21 protein-coding genes are annotated in these 21228 nt (G+C 71.8%); 9 read left to right on the forward strand and 12 right to left on the reverse strand.

The window, feature by feature from the left end; translation table 11 throughout:
- Positions 1-3 precede the first annotated feature (3 nt).
- Positions 4-660 (reverse strand): nucleotide exchange factor GrpE, encoded by a 657-nt coding sequence (locus DW297_RS01315; RefSeq protein WP_136028706.1) that lies wholly within the window; start codon positions 658-660, stop codon positions 4-6.
- Between the two features lie 2 nt (positions 661-662).
- A complete protein-coding gene (gene dnaK / locus DW297_RS01320; RefSeq protein ID WP_136028707.1) occupies positions 663-2528 on the reverse strand; it encodes a molecular chaperone DnaK in 1866 nt (621 codons plus the stop codon).
- Positions 2529-2707: 179 nt separating this feature from the next.
- Here dnaK and DW297_RS01325 point away from each other — a divergent pair, with 179 nt between their 5' ends.
- Positions 2708-3301, forward strand: a complete 594-nt coding sequence (locus DW297_RS01325) for an HAD family hydrolase (RefSeq protein ID WP_136028708.1) — start codon at positions 2708-2710, stop codon at positions 3299-3301.
- A 73-nt stretch (positions 3302-3374) separates the two neighbouring features.
- Positions 3375-3887 carry an RNA polymerase sigma factor gene (locus tag DW297_RS01330; RefSeq protein ID WP_168442765.1) on the forward strand — a complete coding sequence of 171 codons (513 nt, stop codon included), beginning with the start codon at positions 3375-3377 and terminating at the stop codon, positions 3885-3887.
- A 95-nt stretch (positions 3888-3982) separates the two neighbouring features.
- Here DW297_RS01330 and DW297_RS01335 read toward each other — a convergent pair whose 3' ends face one another.
- Together DW297_RS01335 and DW297_RS01340 are read right to left on the reverse strand one after the other, a co-directional pair.
- Positions 3983-4363, reverse strand: a complete 381-nt coding sequence (locus DW297_RS01335) for a YybH family protein (protein ID WP_136028710.1) — start codon at positions 4361-4363, stop codon at positions 3983-3985.
- A 115-nt stretch (positions 4364-4478) separates the two neighbouring features.
- Entirely contained in the window at positions 4479-4940 is a 462-nt protein-coding gene (locus tag DW297_RS01340) for a DUF3817 domain-containing protein (RefSeq protein WP_136028711.1), read from the reverse strand.
- A 106-nt stretch (positions 4941-5046) separates the two neighbouring features.
- Here DW297_RS01340 and DW297_RS01345 point away from each other — a divergent pair, with 106 nt between their 5' ends.
- Entirely contained in the window at positions 5047-5964 is a 918-nt protein-coding gene (locus tag DW297_RS01345; RefSeq protein WP_136028712.1) for a helix-turn-helix domain-containing protein, read from the forward strand.
- A 189-nt stretch (positions 5965-6153) separates the two neighbouring features.
- Here the strand turns inward: DW297_RS01345 and DW297_RS01350 are convergent, their stop codons facing one another.
- On the reverse strand, positions 6154-7350 hold the full coding sequence (locus DW297_RS01350; protein ID WP_136028713.1) for an MFS transporter: 1197 nt from the start codon (positions 7348-7350) through the stop codon (positions 6154-6156).
- Between the two features lie 251 nt (positions 7351-7601).
- Here DW297_RS01350 and DW297_RS01355 point away from each other — a divergent pair, with 251 nt between their 5' ends.
- Positions 7602-8474, forward strand: coding sequence for a serine protein kinase RIO (locus tag DW297_RS01355; RefSeq protein WP_136028714.1), 873 nt, complete (start codon positions 7602-7604; stop codon positions 8472-8474).
- Positions 8475-8483: 9 nt separating this feature from the next.
- On the opposite strand, the gene speB is transcribed toward DW297_RS01355, so the two are convergent.
- From speB to DW297_RS01375, 4 genes are read right to left on the reverse strand one after another with little or no spacing between them, the layout of a single operon-like run.
- Positions 8484-9431 (reverse strand): agmatinase, encoded by a 948-nt coding sequence (speB, locus tag DW297_RS01360; RefSeq protein ID WP_136028715.1) that lies wholly within the window; start codon positions 9429-9431, stop codon positions 8484-8486.
- A gap of 33 nt (positions 9432-9464) precedes the next feature.
- The gene (locus DW297_RS01365; RefSeq protein WP_136028716.1) at positions 9465-11081 is read right to left on the reverse strand and encodes a thiamine pyrophosphate-binding protein; all 1617 of its coding nucleotides are present in this window, start codon (positions 11079-11081) and stop codon (positions 9465-9467) included.
- Between the two features lie 14 nt (positions 11082-11095).
- Positions 11096-12784, reverse strand: a complete 1689-nt coding sequence (locus DW297_RS01370; protein ID WP_136028717.1) for an amidohydrolase — start codon at positions 12782-12784, stop codon at positions 11096-11098.
- Positions 12785-12832: 48 nt separating this feature from the next.
- The gene (locus DW297_RS01375) at positions 12833-14176 is read right to left on the reverse strand and encodes an MFS transporter (protein ID WP_136028718.1); all 1344 of its coding nucleotides are present in this window, start codon (positions 14174-14176) and stop codon (positions 12833-12835) included.
- Positions 14177-14395: 219 nt separating this feature from the next.
- On the opposite strand from DW297_RS01375, the gene DW297_RS01380 reads away from it, so the two are divergent.
- Positions 14396-15292, forward strand: coding sequence for an Lrp/AsnC family transcriptional regulator (locus DW297_RS01380; RefSeq protein ID WP_136028719.1), 897 nt, complete (start codon positions 14396-14398; stop codon positions 15290-15292).
- A gap of 54 nt (positions 15293-15346) precedes the next feature.
- On the opposite strand, the gene DW297_RS01385 is transcribed toward DW297_RS01380, so the two are convergent.
- The gene (locus DW297_RS01385; RefSeq protein WP_136028720.1) at positions 15347-15922 is read right to left on the reverse strand and encodes an ATP-dependent endonuclease; all 576 of its coding nucleotides are present in this window, start codon (positions 15920-15922) and stop codon (positions 15347-15349) included.
- A gap of 108 nt (positions 15923-16030) precedes the next feature.
- Here DW297_RS01385 and DW297_RS01390 point away from each other — a divergent pair, with 108 nt between their 5' ends.
- The 3 genes from DW297_RS01390 to DW297_RS01400 all read left to right on the forward strand — a co-directional run bounded on the left by DW297_RS01390 (position 16031) and on the right by DW297_RS01400 (position 18991).
- The gene (locus tag DW297_RS01390; protein WP_136028721.1) at positions 16031-16540 is read left to right on the forward strand and encodes a DUF3253 domain-containing protein; all 510 of its coding nucleotides are present in this window, start codon (positions 16031-16033) and stop codon (positions 16538-16540) included.
- Positions 16541-16627: 87 nt separating this feature from the next.
- On the forward strand, positions 16628-18034 hold the full coding sequence (locus DW297_RS01395; RefSeq protein WP_136028722.1) for an MFS transporter: 1407 nt from the start codon (positions 16628-16630) through the stop codon (positions 18032-18034).
- A gap of 39 nt (positions 18035-18073) precedes the next feature.
- Positions 18074-18991: a cation diffusion facilitator family transporter gene (locus tag DW297_RS01400; protein WP_136028733.1), complete on the forward strand. Its 918-nt coding sequence runs from the start codon at positions 18074-18076 to the stop codon at positions 18989-18991.
- Positions 18992-19087: 96 nt separating this feature from the next.
- Here DW297_RS01400 and DW297_RS19135 read toward each other — a convergent pair whose 3' ends face one another.
- The gene (locus DW297_RS19135; RefSeq protein WP_240744487.1) at positions 19088-19669 is read right to left on the reverse strand and encodes a MarR family winged helix-turn-helix transcriptional regulator; all 582 of its coding nucleotides are present in this window, start codon (positions 19667-19669) and stop codon (positions 19088-19090) included.
- Between the two features lie 142 nt (positions 19670-19811).
- On the opposite strand from DW297_RS19135, the gene DW297_RS01410 reads away from it, so the two are divergent.
- Positions 19812-20483 carry a hypothetical protein gene (locus DW297_RS01410; RefSeq protein WP_136028723.1) on the forward strand — a complete coding sequence of 224 codons (672 nt, stop codon included), beginning with the start codon at positions 19812-19814 and terminating at the stop codon, positions 20481-20483.
- A gap of 58 nt (positions 20484-20541) precedes the next feature.
- Here DW297_RS01410 and DW297_RS01415 read toward each other — a convergent pair whose 3' ends face one another.
- A complete protein-coding gene (locus DW297_RS01415) occupies positions 20542-21195 on the reverse strand; it encodes a TetR family transcriptional regulator C-terminal domain-containing protein (RefSeq protein ID WP_136028724.1) in 654 nt (217 codons plus the stop codon).
- Positions 21196-21228: the final 33 nt, after the last annotated feature.

The following is a 21228-nucleotide window of genomic DNA, read 5'->3' on the forward strand; positions in this document are numbered from 1 at the left end:
CACCTACTCCGCAGGGACGGCGACGACGACCTTCGCGGGACGCAGCTCGACGTCGCCCAGGCGGTACCCCACCTCGACGACCTCGAGCACCGTGGCCTTCTCGACGCCGGGGGTCGGCTGCTGGAAGATGGCCTCGTGGCGCTGCGGGTCGAATTCCTCGCCCTTGTCGCCGTAGGCCACGACTCCGAGACGCTCCACCACGGCGCGCACCTTGTCGGCGATCACGGCGAAGGGGGTGCCCTCCACCAGGTCGCCGTGCTGTTCGGCGCGGCCCAGGTCGTCGAGCACGGGGATGAGGCCCTTGGCGGCCTCGCCCTTGGCGCGCTCGATCTCGATCTGGCGCTGTTCCTCGGTGCGGCGGCGGTAGTTGGCGTACTCGGCCTGCAGGCGCTTGAGGTCGTTCAGCAGCGTCGACTCGAGGTCGGCGAGCACGGCGTCTTCCGCCGCGGCCTCGCCGGTCTGCGTCGCGCCCAGGATGTCGTCCACCGTCAGGTCGTCGGGGGCGCCGTCGACCGGCGTCTCGTCCGACCCTTCGGCGGCCTGCGCCTCGCGGGAGTCCGGGTTCTGCGGCGCGGGGCCGGACGCCTGAGCGTCCGACCCCTCGCTGCGACCTTCGGCGGACTCAGGATTCTGGTTCTCGTCGAAGTTCTTGTCGGTCATGGTTACTTCTTCTCGTCCTCGTCGTCGACGACCTCGGCGTCGATGACGTCTTCCTCGGAGGAGGGGGCGTCACCGGCCGGGGCCTCGCCGTCAGCCGAAGCGCCGGCGGCGGCATCCGCCTGCGAGGAGGCGTAGATCGCCTCGCCGAGCTTGGACTGCGACTGGTTGAGCTTCTCGAACGCGGTCTTCACGGCCTCGTCGTCGTCGCCGGCCAGGGCCGTCTTGAGGGCATCGACATCGCCCTTGACCTCGGTCTTGACGTCGTCGGGGAGCTTGTCCTCGTTCTCGGAGATCAGCTTCTCGATGGAGTACGCCAGGGTCTCGGCCTGGTTGCGGGTCTCGGCGGCCTCGCGGCGTGCCTTGTCCTCGGCGGCGTGCTCCTCGGCCTCGCGCACCATGCGCTCGATGTCTTCCTTCGACAGCGACGAGCCGCCGGAGATGACGATCGACTTCTCGGTGCCGGTGCCCTTGTCCTTCGCGGACACGTGCACGATGCCGTTGGCGTCGATGTCGAACGTGACCTCGATCTGCGGGATGCCGCGCGGAGCCGGGGCGATACCGGTCAGCTCGAACGTGCCGAGCGGCTTGTTGTCGCGCGTGAAGTCGCGCTCGCCCTGGAAGACCTGGATCGCCACGGACGGCTGGTTGTCGTCGGCCGTGGTGAAGGTCTCGCTGCGCTTGGTCGGGATGGCCGTGTTGCGCTCGATGAGCTTGGTCATCATGCCGCCCTTGGTCTCGATGCCGAGGGAGAGCGGGGTCACGTCGATGAGCAGGACGTCCTTGCGCTCGCCCTTCAGCACACCGGCCTGCAGTGCGGCACCGACGGCGACGACCTCGTCGGGGTTCACGCCCTTGTTGGCCTCCTTGCCGGTCTCGCGCTTGACGAGCTCGGCGACGGCGGGCATGCGGGTCGAACCACCCACGAGCACGATGTGGTCGATGTCGGACACCTTGATGCCGGCCTCGCGGATCACGTCCTCGAACGGCTTCTTGGTGCGGTCGAGCAGGTCCTTCGTGAGGTCCTCGAACTTCGCGCGGGTGATGGTCTCGCTCAGCGACACCGGACCGGACTCGGTCAGCGACAGGTACGGCAGGTTGATGCTGGTCGAGGTGGAGCTGGAGAGTTCCTTCTTGGCCTGCTCCGCGGCCTCCTTGAGGCGCTGCAGCGCGATCTTGTCGCCCGAGACGTCGACGCCCGTGGTCTCCTTGAACTGCTTGATCAGGTAGTCGACGAGGCGCTGGTCCCAGTCGTCTCCACCGAGGCGGTTGTCACCGGCGGTGGCGCGCACCTGGATGGTGGAGAAGTCGTCGTCCTTGCCCACCTCGAGGAGGGAGACGTCGAACGTTCCGCCACCGAGGTCGAAGACGAGGATGAGCTCGTCTTCCTTACCCTTGTCGAGGCCGTAGGCGAGGGCCGCCGCGGTCGGCTCGTTGATGATGCGGAGCACGTTGAGGCCCGCGATCTCACCGGCCTCCTTGGTGGCCTGGCGCTCGGCGTCGTTGAAGTACGCGGGGACGGTGATGACCGCGTCGGTCACGGTGTCGCCCAGGTACGACTCGGCGTCGCGCTTGAGCTTCTGGAGGATGCGCGCGGAGATCTCCTGCGGCGTCCACTTCTTGCCGTCGACCTCGAAGGTCCAGTCGGTGCCCATGTGGCGCTTGACCGAGGCGATGGTCCGGTCGACGTTGGTGACGGCCTGGCGCTTCGCGGTCTCGCCGACGAGCACCTCCCCGTCCTTGGTGAAGGCCACGACCGAGGGGGTCGTGCGGAAGCCTTCGGCATTGGCGATGACCTTGGGCTCGCCGCCCTCGAGGACGCTGACGACGGAGTTGGTGGTTCCGAGGTCGATACCGACAGCACGTGCCATGTGTTCTCTCCTTTGTTGGGAAGTCTGTTGTGGTTCGGAAAACCTGCGGCGATCAGGGAAACCTGAGTCGCGATGGCTCAAGTGTACTCCCGGCGCACGACCGTGTCAAACAAACTTGATATGGCTCGGCTCAACTTTGTATCGCCGGGGTCGACGGAGTGTCCGTGCAGGATGGACGGATGATCCGTGCCGTGCTCTTCGACCTCGACGGCGTCATCCGCCACTTCGACCACGACCCCGGGTTGGAGGCTCGGTACGCCCTCCCGGACGGCACGATCGCCCGCACCGCCTTCGCCGCACCGCTGATCGATGCGGTGACCACGGGTCGCCTCACCCGGGAGGAGTGGATCACCCGGGTCGGCGAGATGATCGGCTCCGCGCCCGCAGCACGGGAGTGGGGTCGCACGCCGTTCGCCGCGGACCTCGACATGCTCGCACTCGTGGACGGGCTGCGGTCCCGTGGCGTGACCTGCGCCATCCTCACGAACGGCACCGACACCATCACCGCAGAACTCCGCGACAGCGGCATCGGGAAGCACTTCGACCGGGTGTTCAACTCCGCGGAGATCGGGCACGCCAAGCCCGACATCCGGGCGTTCCGACACGTGGCGGCGGTCCTCTCCGTCCCGCCGGAGGAGATCCTCTTCATCGACGACTCGCCGAGCAAGCTCCGTGGTGCGCAGGACCTCGGCATGAGCACGCACGCCTTCACCAGCGTCGCCGCCGTCCGCACTGCGCTCACCGATGCCGGCCTCCCCGTGTCCCGCGCGTAGCCTCACCCCGTCAGCATCCGCGGGATTACGGCGAGCACGCGACACGTTGTCCCCAGTGACCGGAAGGACAACCATGCGCGCACCCGCGGTCGACGCCGCCGAGGCCAGGGCCGGGCTCACCGCCCTGTTGGCCTCCGACCCCGGTCGACTCCGGCGTCGGAGCATCTCACTGGGCGCCCCGGTGGGCGACGCCGACGACGTGGCGCAGGACATCGCCTCGCGCGCGTGGCAGTCGGTCCCCGGCGTGCGTTCGGCCGCACCGGGATCGCTCTGCGCGTGGCTCGACGCCGTGGCCCGCAGCGTGGTGATCGACAGCGCCCGCCGCTGCCACCGCACCCCGCTGCACGACGACATCGACACGGTCGCGATCGAAGCGCCGCAGCGCGTGGAGGACGAGGTCGCCGCGAAGGAGCAGCTGTGCGAGGTGCGAGCGGCCATCGCCCGCCTCCCCCGCAGCCTGCGCGAACCGCTGCTGCTGCGCGTGGAGCACGAGCTGAGCGCCGCCGAGATCGCGGAACGCCTCGGCATCACGGTGCTTGCGGTACGCCAGCGCCTCGCGCGTGCCCGGCACCTGCTCTCAGCCTGACTCGGGCGACCCGCTCGGCCGACCCTCCCCTCTCCGAGAGACGGGAGGGGGATCGCCGGTGCGGGGCGCCGCACGGGCGCCCCGCACGCAGCCGGTCAGACGGTGCCGAACGGGTTGTCGATCGCGATGCGCCAGCCGTGGGTCTCGTCGTACACCGCGACATCGGCCGTGGCGCCCGCGAGCGACACCGGAGAGCCGTCGGGAGCGGTGCCGTCGAGCGTCCAGTCGGCCACGACGAGCCCGACCGTGCCGTTCACGAACACGTTCCGGACGGTCATGGTGATCGGACCGCCGAGGCCGACGAACTGCTCCAGGCCCGCGCGCACCTCCGCCGGCTCGGACACCGGCTGACCCGGAGCGGGCACGAGCACCACACCGGGAGCGTTGAGCGCGAGCAGTCCCTCGATGTCGCCGGCGTTGAACCGCTCCATGAAGGCGATGTGCAGCCGGTCGAGCGACGTGACGGGTTCGGTCATGATGGTTTCCTCTCTGTGCGACGCCCGAGGCGCCGGGAACCGGGGTGGCTCCGCAGAGAAGGACGCTCCCCGCCGGGAAACGTGACATCGGATCCGGAACCAGTCCGGATCCGGCTCACTTGCCGCCGGGAGGACCGATCAGCAGCAGGATCACGTAGAGCGCGACGATGCCCACGACCAGCAGCACCGCGAGCACCCACGGGCGGCGGAGGAACCAGCGCATCAGCCGGTCGTACCAGCGGCGGTCGCGCGGGTCGTCGGTGGGGTCGAGCCGCCAGTCGCCGCGCAGCCGACCGGAGCGGTGCAGCCAGACCTCCATCGGGATGGTGGCGTAGGGGATCACGGCGCTCGCCACCGCCAGTACGCCGACGCCCGGGTGCCAGCGCTGATTGAGCGCGACCAGGACGGCGGTGGCGGCATAGGCGAGGAACACGAACCCGTGGATGCCGCCGCCGACCGTGACCACGACCCCGGGGGCGCCGACCGCCCTGGCGATGATCGCGGCGATCAGGATCGTCCAGGTGATCGCCTCCGCGATCGCCAGGACACGGTACAGACGGCCAGGGGTGCGGAACACGGGACTCCTCGGGTGGGGTACCCCTCCAGAGTATCCGCGCCGTCCTCGGGCGCCGAATCGCGGCTCCCACCGGAATACCGGACGAGGGAGGGGCGTTTCCGAAGGCATGGTGACAGTGGACCCGGACGCGCTCTCGCACGTGCTCGACGCCGTGGAGCTGCGGGTCGGCGTGGCGCGGCGCATCCCGCTCGCCGCCGGAGGGCTGCTCCCGATCCCGGCCGGGCCCACGACGCTCGTCTACCTCGCATCCGGCAGCGTGCAGGGGCATCCGCCCCTCGGCGACGGCTGCCGCCTCGGCGTCGACCCCGACTCCCGCCGCCTCACCCTCGAGCCCCGGGAGCGCCGCGACCACCTGGTCGCCGGTGACGCGTTCCTCACCCTCGGCCGCACCGCGTTCGTGCTGGAGGCCGACCGCGACACCACGCTCATGGTGGTCGACCTCGAGTTCGCCGACGCCACATCACCGCTGCCCGCCCTCCTGCCGCCGTTCCTCACCGTCACCGGATTCGACGCGCTCGAGCCCGCGGCCGCCGCGCTCGCCGAGAACATGGGCCTCGTCGACCCCGCGGCCTCCCCCGCCCGGCAGGGCGACCCCGTGATCTGCCGCATGATGGCGAAGACCGTGCTGATGTCGGTCATCCGCGCCTGGGCCGCCAACGGCTGCGCACCCGCGGGCTGGCCCTCGCTGTCGAACGACCCGTTCCTCGACCGCGTGGTCGACGCCATCCACCAGGAGCCAGGACGCGACTGGACGGTCGAGCGCCTCGCGGCCATCGGCGCCATGTCGCGCTCCACCTTCGCCGAGCGGTTCCGCGTCGCGGTCGGCCGCTCCCCCGCCGACTACGTCACGGAGGTGCGCATCGACGCGGCCAAGCGCCTGCTCGACGCCGGGCGCTCCGTGTCGGACGTGTCGCGCGAACTCGGCTACGCGTCCGACGAGGGCTTCAGCCGCGCATTCCGCCGCCGCACGGGTATGACCCCGTCGTCCTGGCGTTCCGCCGCTCGCACTCCCGCCCTGGTCTGAGCGCCGACCCCCGCCGCCGACGTCCCGGTGACCGATCGCGTCTCAGCCCGATCTCGATGGCGGGCTGCCCACGACTCCGCAGATCCGCGGCGATGCGCCTGCTCGGGCTACGGGCAGGCGACACATCGCCGGGAAACTGCGGAGTTGTGAACCGGGACCGCGGGAGGCGGCGCCGCCCCTTGTGCCCCGTCAGCCCCGCGTGCTCAGCCGGTTCGAGAGGCCGAACAGCACCGCACCCGCGAGCAGCGACACCGCGCCGATCACGTAGGCGAGCTCCACGCTCAGCGTGTCGACGAGCAGCCCGCCCAGACCCGCGGCGAGGGTGATCGCACCCTGGAACCCGACGACCACGAGGCTGCCGCCCGCCTCCAGGCGATCCGGCATGCGGTGCCCGACCCACGTGTTGATCACGATCAGCCACGACGAGAAGACGAAGCCCCAGACGAGCACGACCACGCCGACGCCGATGATCGACCCGGAGAAGAGGATCATCGAGATGACCGCGGCCGCGATCACGAGCGGCGCGAACACGGCGAAGAACGCGAACGACCGGTCGATCACCAGCCCGATCGAGATGTTGCCGAGGAGACCGCCGACGCCGAACAGCGCCAGCAGCACCACGATGGTCGAGGCGTCGACGTCGGGGATGCGCTCGAGCGCCAGCCGCACGTACGTGTAGGCGAGGAAGTGCCCGAGCACCACGAGGACGTGCCCGACCATGCCCAGCCCGATACCGGGGCGGCGGACCGTGTCGACGAGCAGCCGCAGGCTCGACGCCCGCTCGGCCGGCACCGCCGGCAGCGCCCAGCGCAGTGCGACCGCCAGCACCACCATCAGCACGCCGGCGAGCGCGAACACCATCCGCCAGTCGACGACCTCGCTGAGCATCACGCCGATCGGCACCCCGGCGACCGTGGCCAGCGACACCCCGGCCGAGGTGAACATGACCCCGCGGCCCAGGTGCTCCGGCCCCGCGAGCCGTGCGGCGACCGTGATCGACATGGTCCAGTAGGCGCTGATCGCCGCGCCCAGCAGGAACCGGGCGGCGAGCACGAGCAGCAGGTTCGGCGCGATCGCGACCACGAGGTTCGACACGGCCGCGGCGAGCGCCATCCACACCAGCAGCGACCGGCGGTCGAGGCGCGGGAAGATCAGCCCGATCGTGGGCGCGACGACGAGTCCCACCAGCGCCGTGACCGTGACCGTCTGCCCCGCCTGACCCGGGGTGACCCCGAGGCCCTCGGCCATCTCGGTGAGGACACCGTTGGGGAGGAACTCGGCGGTCACGAGCAAGAAGCCCATGATCATGAGCGCGATGAGTCCGCCGTAGCGGATGCGGTCGGCCCGGGTGGGCGCCGCGGTGGGGACGGGGGCAGTCGTGGTCATGGTTCCACCCTTCCGGCGCCCGTGCGTCCGCGCCCGACCGGTCGTCCGCCGCGTCCGACCGATCGTCCGACCCTGGACACGCGCCCGCGCACCCCCGTAGGCTCGTCGTCGCACCGGGAGTCGCCCGGGAAGCCCGCGCGGAAGGAGGCGATGAGATGAACACCGTCGTCGTCGCGCCCTTCGCCGACCACCTTCCCCTCGAGGCCGCCCGCTCCTGATCGCCGTGCGGCCTCCCTTCCCGGAGCCACACCGTGACCGATCCCTCCGCTTCCCCGGAAGCCGCGTCCTTCGACGCCTCCCCCTTCGATTCCCTTGAGACCTCCCTGTCCTTCGCCGACGTCGAACCCGCTGACGGGCAGCGCTGGACCACCTGGCCCTCCGCCACCCCGACCGAGCGCGGCCCCGAGCCGCGGCCCGCGTGGGTCGTGACCTCGGCGGGCGCGCTCGACACCGAGCTCGGCATCCTCAAGACGGGCAAGGAGGCAGACGTGTTCCTGCTCGAACGCGCCGTTCCCGACGACCCCGCGCAGCGCACGCTGCTGGCGGCGAAGCGGTACCGCGGCGAGGGGAACCGGAGCTTCCACCGCTCCGCCGTGTACACGGAGGGCCGCAGCACCCGGAACACCCGCGACACCAGGGCCCTGGCCCGCAAGTCGGAGCACGGTCGCGCGGTGGCTGCGGCGCAGTGGTCGTTCGCGGAGTTCGAGGCGCTGTGCCGCCTGTGGCAGCTCGGCGCCCCGGTGCCCTACCCCGTGCAGGTGAGCGGGACCGAGGTGCTCATGGAGTTCCTCGGCGATGACGACGGCACCGCAGCCCCGCGCCTCGCGCAGGTGCGCGCCGACCGCGACACCCTGCAGGAGCACTACGCGCAGGTGGTCGAGCTCATGCGGGTGTTCGCCGCGGCGGGTTTCGCGCACGGCGACCTGTCCGCGTACAACCTGCTCGTGCACCAGGGGCGGGTGCGGGTGATCGACCTGCCGCAGATCGTGGACGTGATCGCGAACCCGCAGGGGCTCGACCTGCTGCACCGCGACTGCGTGAACGTGTGCGACTGGTTCGCGCGGCGCCGCGTGGAGTGCGACGCCGAGGAGCTGTTCGCCGACCTGCTCGCGGCGCTGTACTGACCCGTCGCGTCAGGAGGCCAGGCGGGCGGCCAGCAGCGTCACGAGCTCGTACACCACGTGGCTCGCGGCGATCCCGGTCATCTGCGCGTGGTCGTAGGCGGGCGACACCTCCACGACGTCGGCGCCCACGATGTCGCGGTCGCGCAGCGCGCGGAGGATGCGCAGCAGCTCACGGCTCGTGAGTCCTCCCGCCTCGGGGGTCCCGGTGCCGGGGGCGTGCGCGGGGTCGAGCACGTCGATGTCGATCGACACGTACAGCGGCTTGTCGCCGATGCGCGTGAGGATCCGGTCGATCGCGGCTTCGACGCCGTGCTCCTCGATGTACTCGCTCGACACGATCGAGAACCCCAGGCGCTCGTCGTCCTCCAGGTCCTGCTTGGAGTAGAGGGGTCCGCGCGTGCCCACGTGGCAGCTGGCGGTGAGGTCGATCAGCCCCTCCTCGCTCGCGCGGCGGAAGGGCGTGCCGTGCGTGATGGGCGCGCCGAAGTAGGTGTCCCACGTGTCGAGGTGCGCGTCGAAGTGCAGCACCGCGACCGGCCCGTGCTTCGCGGCCACGGCGCGCAGCAGCGGCAGGGCCACGGTGTGGTCGCCGCCGATCGTCACGATGCGCTGCACCTGCTCGCCGAGCGCCGTCGCCGCGCGCTCCACCTCGGTCACGGCCTCGGTGAGGTCGAAGGGGTTCACGGGGATGTCGCCCGCGTCGACGACCTGCGCGAGCTGGAAGGGCGACACGTCCTGCGCCGGGTTGTACGGGCGCAGCAGACGCGACGACTCCCGCACGTGCGACGGACCGAACCGCGTGCCGGGGCGGTAGCTCACGCCGGAGTCGAACGGGATGCCCACCACGGCGATGTCGGCGCGCGGCACGTCTTCGATGCGGGGCAGGCGGGCGAAGGTGGCGATGCCGGAGTACCGCGGGTTCACGGAGGCGTCGACGGGGCCGATGGTGTCGGTCATTTCTCGTTCCTGTTCGTTCGGGGTGTCGAGGGCTCAGAGGGCGTGCTGCGGCAGGTGCACGAGCTGCACGCCGCCCGCGGCGATGGCGGCGCGGATGCTCGGGGCGATGTCGTCGCGTCTCTCGACGCGACGCCCGGTCGCGCCGAACGCGGTGGCGAGCGCGGCCCAGTCGGGCTGCACCAGATCCACGCCGATCGGGGCCATGCCGCGGTCGACCTCGTTCTGGCGGATCTCGGCGTAACCGCCGTTGTCGACGCACACGACCGTGAGGTCGAGGCGCTGCTCGACCGCGGTGACGAGCTCGTTCACGCAGAACATGAGCGCGCCGTCGCCGATCACCGTGACCACGGGGCGCTCGGTCTGCGCCACGGCGGCGCCGATCGCGGCGGGCAGCCCGTAGCCGAGCGTGGCATAGGTGGGCGTGTAGAGCAGGGAGTGCGGATGCTCCTGTCGCAGCACGCTGCCCAGCGCCATGTACACGATCTGCGACGAGTCGCCCGCCACGATCGCGTCGTCGGGCAGTGCCTCGGCGATCACCTCCGCGAGCGCCACCGTCTCGGGGGCCGTGGCGCGGGACTCGTCCTCGATCGCGGCCCGTTCGGCCGACAGGTCGCGCGGTGTCGGGGCCGTGTCGGGCAGGAGCGGCAGCAGGGCATCGGTCACCGCGGCCGCGTCGCCCGTGATCCCGACGGTCGCGGTGAGGTTCTTGTCGCGCTGCGCCGGGGAGATGTCGATGCGGATCACAGCGCCGCGGGCCTCGAGGCGCGGGGCCCACAGCTCCGCCTCCCCGAGCTTCGAGCCGACCACGAGCAGCACGTCCGCGGCCTCGGCGACGGCTCGCGCGGCGGCGAGGCGCAGGTTCGAGCCGAGCGACAGCGGGTGGCCCTCGTCGAGCACGCCCTTGCCGTTCAGGGTGGTGAGCACGGGGGCGCCCAGGCGCTCGGCGATCGCGGTCACCTGATGCACCGCGTCCACGGCTCCCCCGCCGGCGACGATCACCGGACGTTCGGCGGCAGAGAGCAGCCGGCCGGCCTCGGCGAGCGCGACCGGGTCACCGGCCACGCGCTCGGGCATCGGACGGGGCGCCCGGGCGGCGGCGGGCACGTCGGCCGGGGCCTCCAGCACGTCGAGCGGGATCTCGATGTGCACGGGGCGCGGGCGCCCGGTGCGGAAGAGGTGGAAGGCGTCGTGCACGGCCTCCACCCCCTCGGCCGCCGTGGTCACCCGGCGCGACCACTCCGCGATCGCGCCGACCATGGCCGTGGCGTCCTTCGTCTCGTGCAGGGTGCCCACGTCGGCGAACTCCGCGCCGAGCGGCACCCCGGGCGACAGCACGATCAGCGGACGCGACTCGCAGAACGCGGTGCCGATCGCGCTCAGGGCGTTCTGCAGCCCGGGGCCCGACGTGGTGATCACGACGCCGGGGAGCCCGGTCTGCTGCGCCCAGCCGTCAGCGCCGTAGCCGGAGCCCTGCTCGTGCCGGTTGGTGACGGCGCGGATGCCGAGGTCGGCCAGGGGGCGGTACAGCTCCAGGTTGTGCGTGCCGGGGATGCCGAACACCGCCGTCACCCCGTAGCCGCGGATGGTCTCCAGCACCGCGCGGCCCGCCGTGTCGGCGTACGGGGCGGTGGGGTTCGCGTCGGCGCTCATGCTCGTATCCTCGTTCAGACGGCGGCCGTGGTGCGGGCGGCGACGTGGCGGCGCACGCCGTCGACCCAGGTCTCGCGCACCTCGATGGCCGCGATCTCCTCGGCGGGCACGGCCAGCGGGTCGTCCGAGAGCACCGCGAAGTCGGCGAGCTTGCCCACTTCCAGCGAGCCCAGGTCGTCTTCCCGCCCGATCGACACGGCCCCCTCGATCGTGTGGGCGCGCAGAGCGGCGAGCGCGGAGATGCGCAGGTCGTCGGGCCCGAGTCGGTGGCCGCGGCGGGTGACGCGGGTGACCGCCGTCTGGATGGCCTCCAGCGGGATCGGCTCGGCGACCGGGGCGTCGGAGGAGATCGTCATGGGCACGCCCGCCCGCTCGAACTCGCCGAGCGGGTTGAACCGCTCGCCCGGGGTGCCGATGGCCTCCTCCACGCCCTCGCCCCAGTTGAAGTAGTGCTGGGTCTGGTTGACGGGACGGATGCCGGCGGTCGCCATGCGCGCGATCTGCTCGGGCGTGGGCAGGCCGCAGTGCTCGATGCGGTGCCGGGCGTCCGCATCGGGACGTTCGGCGAGCGCGGCCTCGATCGCCGACACGACCATCTCGATCGCGGTGGGCGACTGCGCGTGCGTCGCCGTCTGGAGCCCCGCGGCGTGCGCCTTGCGGATCAGCTCGGCGTAGTCGGCGGGCTCGTGGTACAGCTGGCCCGTGCGGCACGGGTCGCCCACGTAGCCGTCGGGGAAGTACGCGGTCCAGCCGCCGAGGGTGCCGTCGGCGTAGAACTTGATGCCGGCGAAGCTCAGGTGCGCGTTGCCGAACTGTCCGACGAGCCCCATCTCGAGCGCCTCGTCGAGCAGATGCGACAGCAGGTACATCGACACGCGCAGCTCGAGTCGCCCGGCCTCCGCGAGCCGCAGGTACATGTCGAACTCGCGGCGCGTGACCTGGCAGTCGCCGATCGAGGTGACACCGCCCGCAAGGAACCGCTGCGTCGCGGCGTCGAGCTGCCGCAGGTGCTCCTCCGGCTCATCGGCCAGGTGGAAGTTCGGGCCGTGGTGGCCGATCTTCACCCCGTGCACGCCCGTCAGGATGTTGCACGCCGCGTCGGACAGCTCCCCGGTGAGCTCGCCGTCGGCGTCGCGGAAGAACTCCCCGCCGTCCGGGTTCGGGGTGTCGCGGTCCACGCCGTTGATGTCGAGCGTGTACGAGTTCACGACGCCGCCGTGACCCGAGGCGTTCATGAGGTACACCTCCCGGTCGGACGCGACCTCGTCGAGCTCGAACCGGGTGGGGTGGCGCTTCTCGGCGAGGTTGCGCTGCTCGTAGCCGTAGCCGCGCACCGGGCGACCGGCGGGGAGCCCGGCCGCCGCGGCCTTCAGCAGGGCGACGATCTCGGGGATGCTGCCCGCCTTCTCCGGCCCGCAGTCCACCCACGTCATCATCTGCCCGAACATGAGCGGGTGCGCGTGCGCGTCGACGAACCCGGGCACCACGACCGCGTCGCCGAGCTCGACGCGCTCCGGGGTCAGCCCGGCCCTGGCTGCCACGTCCTCGCACTCCGCGACCGTGCCGAGGGCGACGATGCGCCCCCGGTCGGTGAGCATCGCGGTCGCGGTGGTGTCCGCCGCGTCCGCGGTGTGGATGGCGCGGGCGGTGACGAGGGCGGGGGCGGCCTGGGCCGAGCGGTCGAAGGGGGTGAGCTTGCGCATGAGGAGCCTGTTCGCGGTGGGGTCGTGCGGGTGGGGAGGCGGAGCCGATCAGGGCAGGCGGTTCGCCGTGGTGTCGGTCCGGGCGGTGAACGAGGCCGTGACCGGTGCCTCGTCGGAGTGCTGCGGCGCGAGGCGCGTGCAGATCCCGGCGATCACGGCCATGCCGACGAACATCGCGATCACCGACCAGACGCTGCCGGTCCAGGCGATCAGCTGCGTCGCGAACCAGGGCGAGAAGCCGGCCCAGATCGCGGCGCCCACGCCGTAGGAGAGGGCGATCGAGGTGTACCGCGCCTGCGGGCGGAACATCTGCGCGAGGATCGCGGCGATCGGGGCGTAGGTCGCGCTCATCGCGATGCGCACCAGCGAGGCGAGCAGGAAGATGAGCGGCTCGACCCGTCCCGGCATCACCAGCAGGAACGGCGCGAACGTCAGCACCGAGGTGATCAGGCCGATGTACATCACGTTCTTGCGGCCCCACTTGTCGCCGAGCCAGGCGACCGGCAGCGTGACCACGAACTCCACGAACGAGGCGATCGTCATGGCGTCGAGGATCACCTGCTCGCTGATCGCGATGGGCTCGCCGGTCGCGTAGGCGGTGGCGAAGGTCGTGGCCAGGTAGTAGCCGCCCGTGGAGATGGGCAGGATGCCGATGCCGAGCAGGATCGGCTTCCAGTTGACGCGCAGCGCGAAGGCGAGGGGCATGGACTGCTTGCGGCCCTCGATCTTCTCCTCGAAGACCGGCGACTCCTCCACGCGGTAGCGGACCCACAGGCCGACGGCGATCAGCACGATCGACAGCAGGAACGGGATGCGCCAGCCGCCGTCGATGATGAACGTGTCGCCGCCGCGGGCCATGATCGCGAAGATGCCCGAGGCGAGCAGCGCACCGGCGGGGTTGCCGAGCTGGGTGAAGCCGCCGTAGAACGTCTTCGACTTCTCCGGGGCGTGCTCGACGCTCATGAGCACGGCGCCACCCCACTCGCCACCGACCGCGAGGCCCTGGATGGCGCGCAGCAGGATCAGGAGGATCGGCGCGAGGATGCCGATGTTCTCGTAGGTGGGGAGGCAGCCGACGAGGACGGTCGCGGCGCCCATCAGCAGCAGTGTGATGACGAGCGAGACCCGGCGGCCGAGCTTGTCGCCGATGTGGCCGAAGACGATGCCGCCGAGGGGACGGACGAGGAAGGCGACCGCGAACGTCGCGAACGCCGCGGCGGTCTCGGCGAGGGGGTCGTCGCTCGGGAAGAACAGCGGGCCGAAGACGAGGGCGGCGGCCGTGGCGTAGACGTAGAAGTCGTACCACTCGATCGTGGTGCCGACGAAGGCGGCGATGCCGGCGCGGCGTGCGCGGCTGTGGACGCCGCTTCGGGGGGTGGGGGTGGTGGTCATGGACCCGCTCCTTCGCGGATGGTGTCGGATAGCGATCGATGCTAGGGACGCGACGACCCGGCGGCAAGGGCAGAACTCCAGCGAGAACGGGGATTCACTGGACTTCTGGTCTCTTGGGCGCGCAAAGCGGGCCTTCCCGCCGGTCGCACACGGGGTTACGCTGAGGTTCTGCGCGCGTCGTCGTGCAGACCGGGGAAACTGACGGATCGGGACGCAGCCATGGATTTCGACGCCGAACTCATCCGCGCGCTCCAGGAGGACGGGCGCGCGAGCATCCGCGCCCTGGCCGAGCGGCTCGGGCAGTCCAGGGCCGCGGTGGCCGCACGACTGCGCACGCTGCTGGCCGACCGCACCGTGCGCGTGGTCGCCGCGGTGGACCCGGTCTTCCTCGGCCAGCACGTCCTGGCGCACGTGTCGATCCGCACCGACGGCGCCGTCGAGGTCGTGGCCGAGCACCTGCGCGACATGAGCGAGACCGTGCTCGTGTCGGCCGTCGGCGGCGCGCACGACATCGTGACCGAGGTGCGCGTCGGGTCGATGTCGGAACTGCACGACCTGCTCGCCCGCATCCGCGGCAGCGCGGGCGTGCTCGACATCAACACCATCATCTACTCGACCGTGATCAAGGGGTTCTTCGTGTCGGAGTACCACGGCGGGGTCACGCTCGACGCGATCGACGAAGCCCTCGTGGAGCACCTGCAGGCCGATGGCCGCATGAGCTTCCGCGCGCTCGGCGAAGAGGTGCGCCTCTCCCCCAGCGCCGTCGCGACCCGGGTGCAGCGGCTCATCGACGCGGGCGTCATCAAGATCAGCGCGGTCGAGGCACGCGGCCTCGCGCACCGGCAGCTGTCGATGGGCGTGGGCATGACCCTCGGCGACGACGACGAGGCCGTGATCGAGGAGCTGCGACGCGGTCGCGGTGTCGACTTCGCCGCCCGCACGCTCGGCCGCTTCGACGCGGTCGCGACACTCGTTGAGCCCTCGGCCGGCGCCCTGTACGCGAGCCTGGAGCGCCTGCGCGCGCTGCCCGGAGTGACCCGGATCGAGGCCTGGCTCCACCTCGCGGTGCTCAAGGAGGACTACGCCCGCACGCTCCGCCCGCTCCGCACGGAGTGAGCGCGAAGTCGCCCGGGTCGGGGGTCACGCGGCATGCACCGCGTCGAGCGCGGGTCAGGCGGCGGGGCGGACCGCGTCGAGCAGGGCCGACAGCGCGGGCGGCATCCGGTCGAGCGGGAGCAGGCCGACGATGTCCGCGGCGAACCGCGCCTTGCGGCCCGCGGCCGTCCCGGCGAAGCGATGCAGCTGATCCTCCACGACCCTGCCCCGCTGCGCCGGCTGCCCCTGGAACACGCGGAACCGCCCGAGCTCGCCCCGCGCCGCCAGCGCTTGCTCCACCAACGGAACCCCGGCGGCACGGATCACCTCGTCTTCGAGGTCGCGCTCACAGCCGAAGAACCCTGCATCGGCGGGCACGCCCGTGGCGTCGATCGCGCCGTCGTCGCGCAGGACCCGGGTCACGTACGCGCCCTCCGCCGCGTCGTAGAGGCCGACCACCCGCACGGCAGGCTCGACCGCGCGGAGGGCCGCGAGCCGGGAACGGAGGTTCGTGATGCCGTCGAGGTCGACCAGGTCGAGGTCGTCGAGCGTCTCGCCGAGGCGCTGCGCCGCGGCGAGGAACGCGAGCCGGTCGCTCGCCCCCTCGAACAGCACGACCGTGCCGCCTCCTCGCCCCGCACTCGCCGCCATCCCTCGACCCTACGCACCCGGTGTCCGTCCCGCTTCGACCGCACCCGACGCGGATGGCCGCGCGTCAAGGGTCTGCCGTTGGAGGGCCCGCCGCGGCACACTGCCGACATGGAGCAGCCCGACGAGCCGGACGCGGCCACGGCACCGGAGCGCACGCCCGATGGCCACCACATCGTCGTGAACGGACGCCGGTGGCGGGCGACCGACCCGGCGATCCCCGACAAGCTGCGCCAGGAGCTGGTCGACGAGCTGATGGCCGCGCGGCGCGCCGTCAAGGCGGCGGAGCCCGAGGCGCGGCGCCGCGTGCACGATGCGAAAACCGCCCTCGGCGAACGCGGCGCCCCGTGGTGGGAGCAGCCGACGCCCGAGGAGTCCGCGGAGCGCATCGCGGCCGCCATCCGCACCCTCACCCGCAAGAGGGAGGGGTCGTCGATCTGCCCGAGCGACGTCGCCAGAGCCGTCGGCGGGGAGGCCTGGCGCAACCGGATGGACGAGGTGCGCCGCGTGACCGCCGCGCTCGCCGACCGGGACGAGGTCGTGGTGACCCAGAAGGGCGAGCCGGTCGACATCGCGTCCGCGCGCGGCCCGGTGCGCATCCGCCGCGGCCCCGCCCTCTGACCCGGGCGGAGTGGGTTGAGCCGGGGTGCCGCGCGGGACACGGCGCGCCGTCACCGGGCGTTCACCGGGCCCCGCCAGACTGCGAGCATGAGCGAACCCGAATCCCGCAGCGGCGCACCGGAGCCCGCAGCGACCGCGAACAGCGGAGCCGTCGCCGTGGTCGGCCTCGACCTGCGCGGCGAGACCCCCGCCCCGAAGAAGCAGGTGTACTCGTGGGCCCTGTGGGACTGGGCGACCCAGCCGTTCAACACGGTGATCCTCACGTTCGTGTTCACGGCGCTCTACCTCGTCAGCCCCTCGTTCCTGCCGCCCGAGGTCGCCGCGCTCGACGAGAACGACCCGCTACGGATCGCCGCGGAGGCCGACCTCGCGTCCGGCCTCGGTCTCGGCCTCACGGTCGCCGCCTTCGGCATCCTCCTGCTCGCCCCGGTGCTCGGTCAGCGGGCGGATGCCGCCGGACGCCAGAAGCTGTGGCTGGGCATCGGCACGGGCGCACTGATCCTCTGCATGTTCGGGCTGTGGTTCGTCGAGCCGGTCCCCGCCCTGTTCTGGGTGGGCGTGGCGCTGATCTCCGCCGGGTCGGTGTTCGGCGAGATCGCAGCGGTGAACTCCAACGCCATGCTGATCGGCATCGCGAACCCGAAGAACGTCGGACGCATCTCGGGCCTCGGCTGGGGCTTCGGGTACCTCGGCGGCATCATCGCGCTCGTGATCGTGGTCGTGCTCGACACCTTCGACTGGTTCGGGATGCCGACCGACAACGGACTCGCGTACCGCCTGATCGCGGTCGGCTGCGCGGTCTGGGCGATCGTGTTCGCCATCCCAATCTTCCTCAACGTGCCGGAACCGTCGCTCGGCCGCCCGGAGCGGAAGGTCGGCTTCTTCCGGTCGTACCTGCTGCTGGTGCAGGACGTCGTGGGGCTGTACCGCGACCCGGAGACCCGCTCGACCTTCTGGTACCTGCTCGCGAGCGCGGTGTTCCGCGACGGCCTGGGCGGGGTGTTCGCGTTCGGCGCGATCATCGGCACGGCCGTGTTCCGGTTCGGCACGCAGGACATCATCGTGTTCGGCATCGCGGCGAACCTCGTCGCGGGGGTGTCGACGATCCTGGCCGGACGACTCGACGACCGCCTCGGCCCGAAGCGCATCATCCTCGGCTCGATCGCGGCCATGATCGTCGCGGGGCTCGCGGTCTTCCTGCTGCGCGACGCCGGCGCGATCGTGTTCTGGGTGGGCGGACTCATCCTGTGCGCGTTCGTCGGACCGGCGCAGGCCGCCGCGCGGTCCTTCCTGGCCCGCGTCACCCCGGCCGGCCGCGAGGGCGAGATCTTCGGCCTGTACGCGACGACGGGACGGGCGGCGAGCTGGATGGCCTCCGCCGCCTGGACCGTGCTGATCGCCCTGACCGCGCAGACGGCGTTCGGCATCCTCGGCATCGTGATCGTGCTGATCGCCGGGTTCCTCCTGCTGCTGCCGGTGAAGGCTCCACGCTAGGACGCGACCGCCCCGCGGGGCAGGAGTAGCGTGACCGGGGTGACCGTGCTGCTCGCCTTCCTCGCCAACGTGCTCGTCGCGATCGCGAAGACGGTGGCCGCGGTCATCACCTCGTCCGCGTCGATGGTCGCCGAGGCCGCGCACTCCTGGGCGGACGCGGGCAACGAGGTGTTCCTGCTGATCGCCGACCGGCGCGGCGCGAAGACCAAAGACGCGCGGCATCCGCTCGGCTACGGCCGCAACGCCTTCGTGTGGTCGCTGATCGCCGCGTTCGGCATCTTCACCGCGGGCTCGATCGTGTCGATCATGCACGGCATCCAGGAGCTGTCCGACACCGGGCCGGTGGAGAGCCCGGTCGTCGCCTACGTCGTCCTCGGCATCGCGTTCGTGCTCGAGGGGGCCTCGTTCACGCAGGCGATGATCCGCTCCCGCCGCCTGGCGCGCGAGCGCGGCAGCTCCACGTGGGACTTCGTGCTGGAGACGAGCGACACGACCCTCCGCGCCGTGTTCTTCGAGGACTCAGCGGCCCTCGTCGGCCTGGTCCTGGCGGGCGGCTCGATCCTGCTGCACCAGCTCACCGGCGTGGCCGCCTGGGACGCGATCGGCTCGATCCTGGTGGGCGTGCTGCTCGGGGTGGTCGCGGTGATCCTGATCGGACGCAACATCGCATTCCTCGTCGGCACGAGCGTCTCCCCCACCCTGCGCTCGCGGGTCGGCACGGCGCTGCTGGGGCTGGACGACATCGAACGGGTGACCTACCTGCACATCGAGTACGTGGGGCCGAACCGGCTGTTCCTCGTGGCCGAGGTCGACCTGTCGGGCGACGCGCGCGAGCACGACGTGGCGCGTCGGCTGCGCGAGGTGGAGCGGCGGATCGAGGCGCACGACGCGATCGAGGCGGTCGTGCTGTCCCTCTCGGTGGACGACGAGCCCTCGCTCGACTTCGCGCGCGCCTGAGTCGCGGAGCGAGACCCGCGGAGCGAGACCGGCGGAGCGGGGTCGGAGGCGCGAGACCGGCGGAGCGAGACCGGCGGAGCAGGAATCGTCGCGGCGTCAGCGCGGCCAGTTGTCGGCGAGCTTGGTGAGCAGACGCGCGAGTTCGGTGCGCTCGTCGTCGGTGAAGGGCGCGAGCGCCTGGGTGAGCAGCTCCCTCCTCTCCCCGCGCAGACCACGCGCGAGCCGGCGGCCCTCGTCGGTCAGCGCGATCCGGGTGCGGCGCGCGTCGTCCGGGTCGGCCTCACGACGCACGAAGCCGCCCTGCACGCCCTGCTGCACGAGGCGCGACGCGCGGGGCTGATCCACGCCGATCGCCTGGCCGAGCGCGCTCACGCTCAGCGGTTCGGGCGCCGAGGCCAGCGCCTCGAGCATCCGCATGCGGGCGGGGCCGCCGAGGCGTCCGGAGGGGTCGGCCATCCACGGCGGCATCCCGGGGTGCCCGCGGTGATGGCCGAAGTGCTCGTCGGCACCGTCGGCGTGCGGGCCGTCGTGACCTCCGCCGGGCCAGCCGTGGGGTCCGCCGCGTCCGCGCGGTCCGTGCTCGCGCTGACCGGGCCGGCGCCCGCGGAGACGAGACAGCGCCTGGGCGATCGCCTCGGCGGGGTCGTGCGGTTCGGAGTCGCGGGAACGGGTGGCCATACCTCGATTTTACATGCGACTTGACATGCTTTAGATCTGCATGTCACACTACATGTACATGCCGAATCACATGGATATGTCACCTGACATCCACCGGCCACCACCGCGGCCCACCAGCCGCCCCTGAACAGAGGACAACCCCATGAACACCACCACAGACACCACAGAGACTCCGCAGCCGCCGCGCCCCTTCGGTTACTGGCTCAAGGCCGTCGACCGCCTCATGGCGGCCGAGTTCGCCGCCGCGTTCGACGACGAGGGCATCACCCGGCGCGACTGGCGCCTGCTCAACGTCGTCGACGGCTCGGCCGAACGCGAACGCCCGCTCCGTGCGCACAAGCTGCGCCGCGTGATCGACCGCGGGTGGGTCGTCACCGACGGCGAGGGCTGGTCCCTCACCGACGACGGCCGCGCCGCGAAGGAGCGCCTCGGCGCACTGGTCGACGACATCCGCGCCAAGGTCGTCGACGCCGTCCCCACGGACGACCTCGACACGACGCTCGCATCGCTCGAGGCCATCGCCCGCGCGTTCGGGTGGGAGGAGGGCACGCCCCTCCCCCGCACGCACCGCGGCCCGCGGGGCCACCGGCACGGTCACGGTTTCCGCGCCCCGTTCGGCCACCACGGCTTCGGTCGCCACGGCTTCTACGGGCACGACGACGGCTACGACGTCCGCCACGGCCACAGCCACGGCCACGACGGCCACGCGATGCCGGAGGGGCCGTGCGGTCACGGCCACCCGGGCGAGCGCCGCGCACGTCACGCGTTCGAGCGCGGCTACGACGCCGGGTTCCGCCGCGGTCGCGCCGCCTGACCGCCGCACCACAGGGCGCCTTCCCGTCTGGGAAGGCGCCCTGTCGCGCGCCGGGGCTCTACATCTCGAGGTCGAGGAGCGCCACGGCATCGTCGGGGGCGCCGACAGCACGGAGGCGTCCGCGCATCGCCGCCGCGGCGAGGGCATAGGGCCGTTCGTCGTCGAGGAGCAGCGAGCGCGAGTTGGCTTCCTCGTTCAGCGCGACGAGTTCGAACGCCAGCACCTCCACGTCGTCGACCGCGATCTCTCCGACCGCGATGGCGTGACGCAGCTGGGCCTCGATGTACCCGTGCCAGTCGGTCAGGGCCGCGCGCACGGCGTCGGTCACCGGCCCGGTCTTGGAGTCGACGTCGGCGGAGGTCGCGGCGAAGAAGCAGCCTCCGGTGAACACGCGGTCCTTCGAATAGAGCAGCGAGTGGCGCAGCAGCGCCGCGAGGCGTCGCACGCCGCGGGGCTCGGCACGGGCGGGCTCGACGATCCGTGCGAGGAAGATCTCCCTGGCGGCTTCGATCGTGGCGAGCTGCAACCCCTCTTTGCTGCGGAAGAGCGTGGCGATGCTGCTCTTGCTCGATCCGGACGCCGCAGCGAGCCGACCGATCGTCAGGCCGTCGAGACCCTCGACCGACGCCAGGTTCGTGGCGCTGTGGAGCACGACGCGGCGGGAGGCATCACCCCGTACCCGTCGGCCGTCCAGGATCGGGCTCTCGGACATCCCCCTAGTATACGAACGATCGTTCGCCTAGTA

This window comes from Microbacterium sp. PF5, assembly GCF_004794315.1.
GTDB classification, from domain to species: domain Bacteria; phylum Actinomycetota; class Actinomycetes; order Actinomycetales; family Microbacteriaceae; genus Microbacterium; species Microbacterium sufflavum.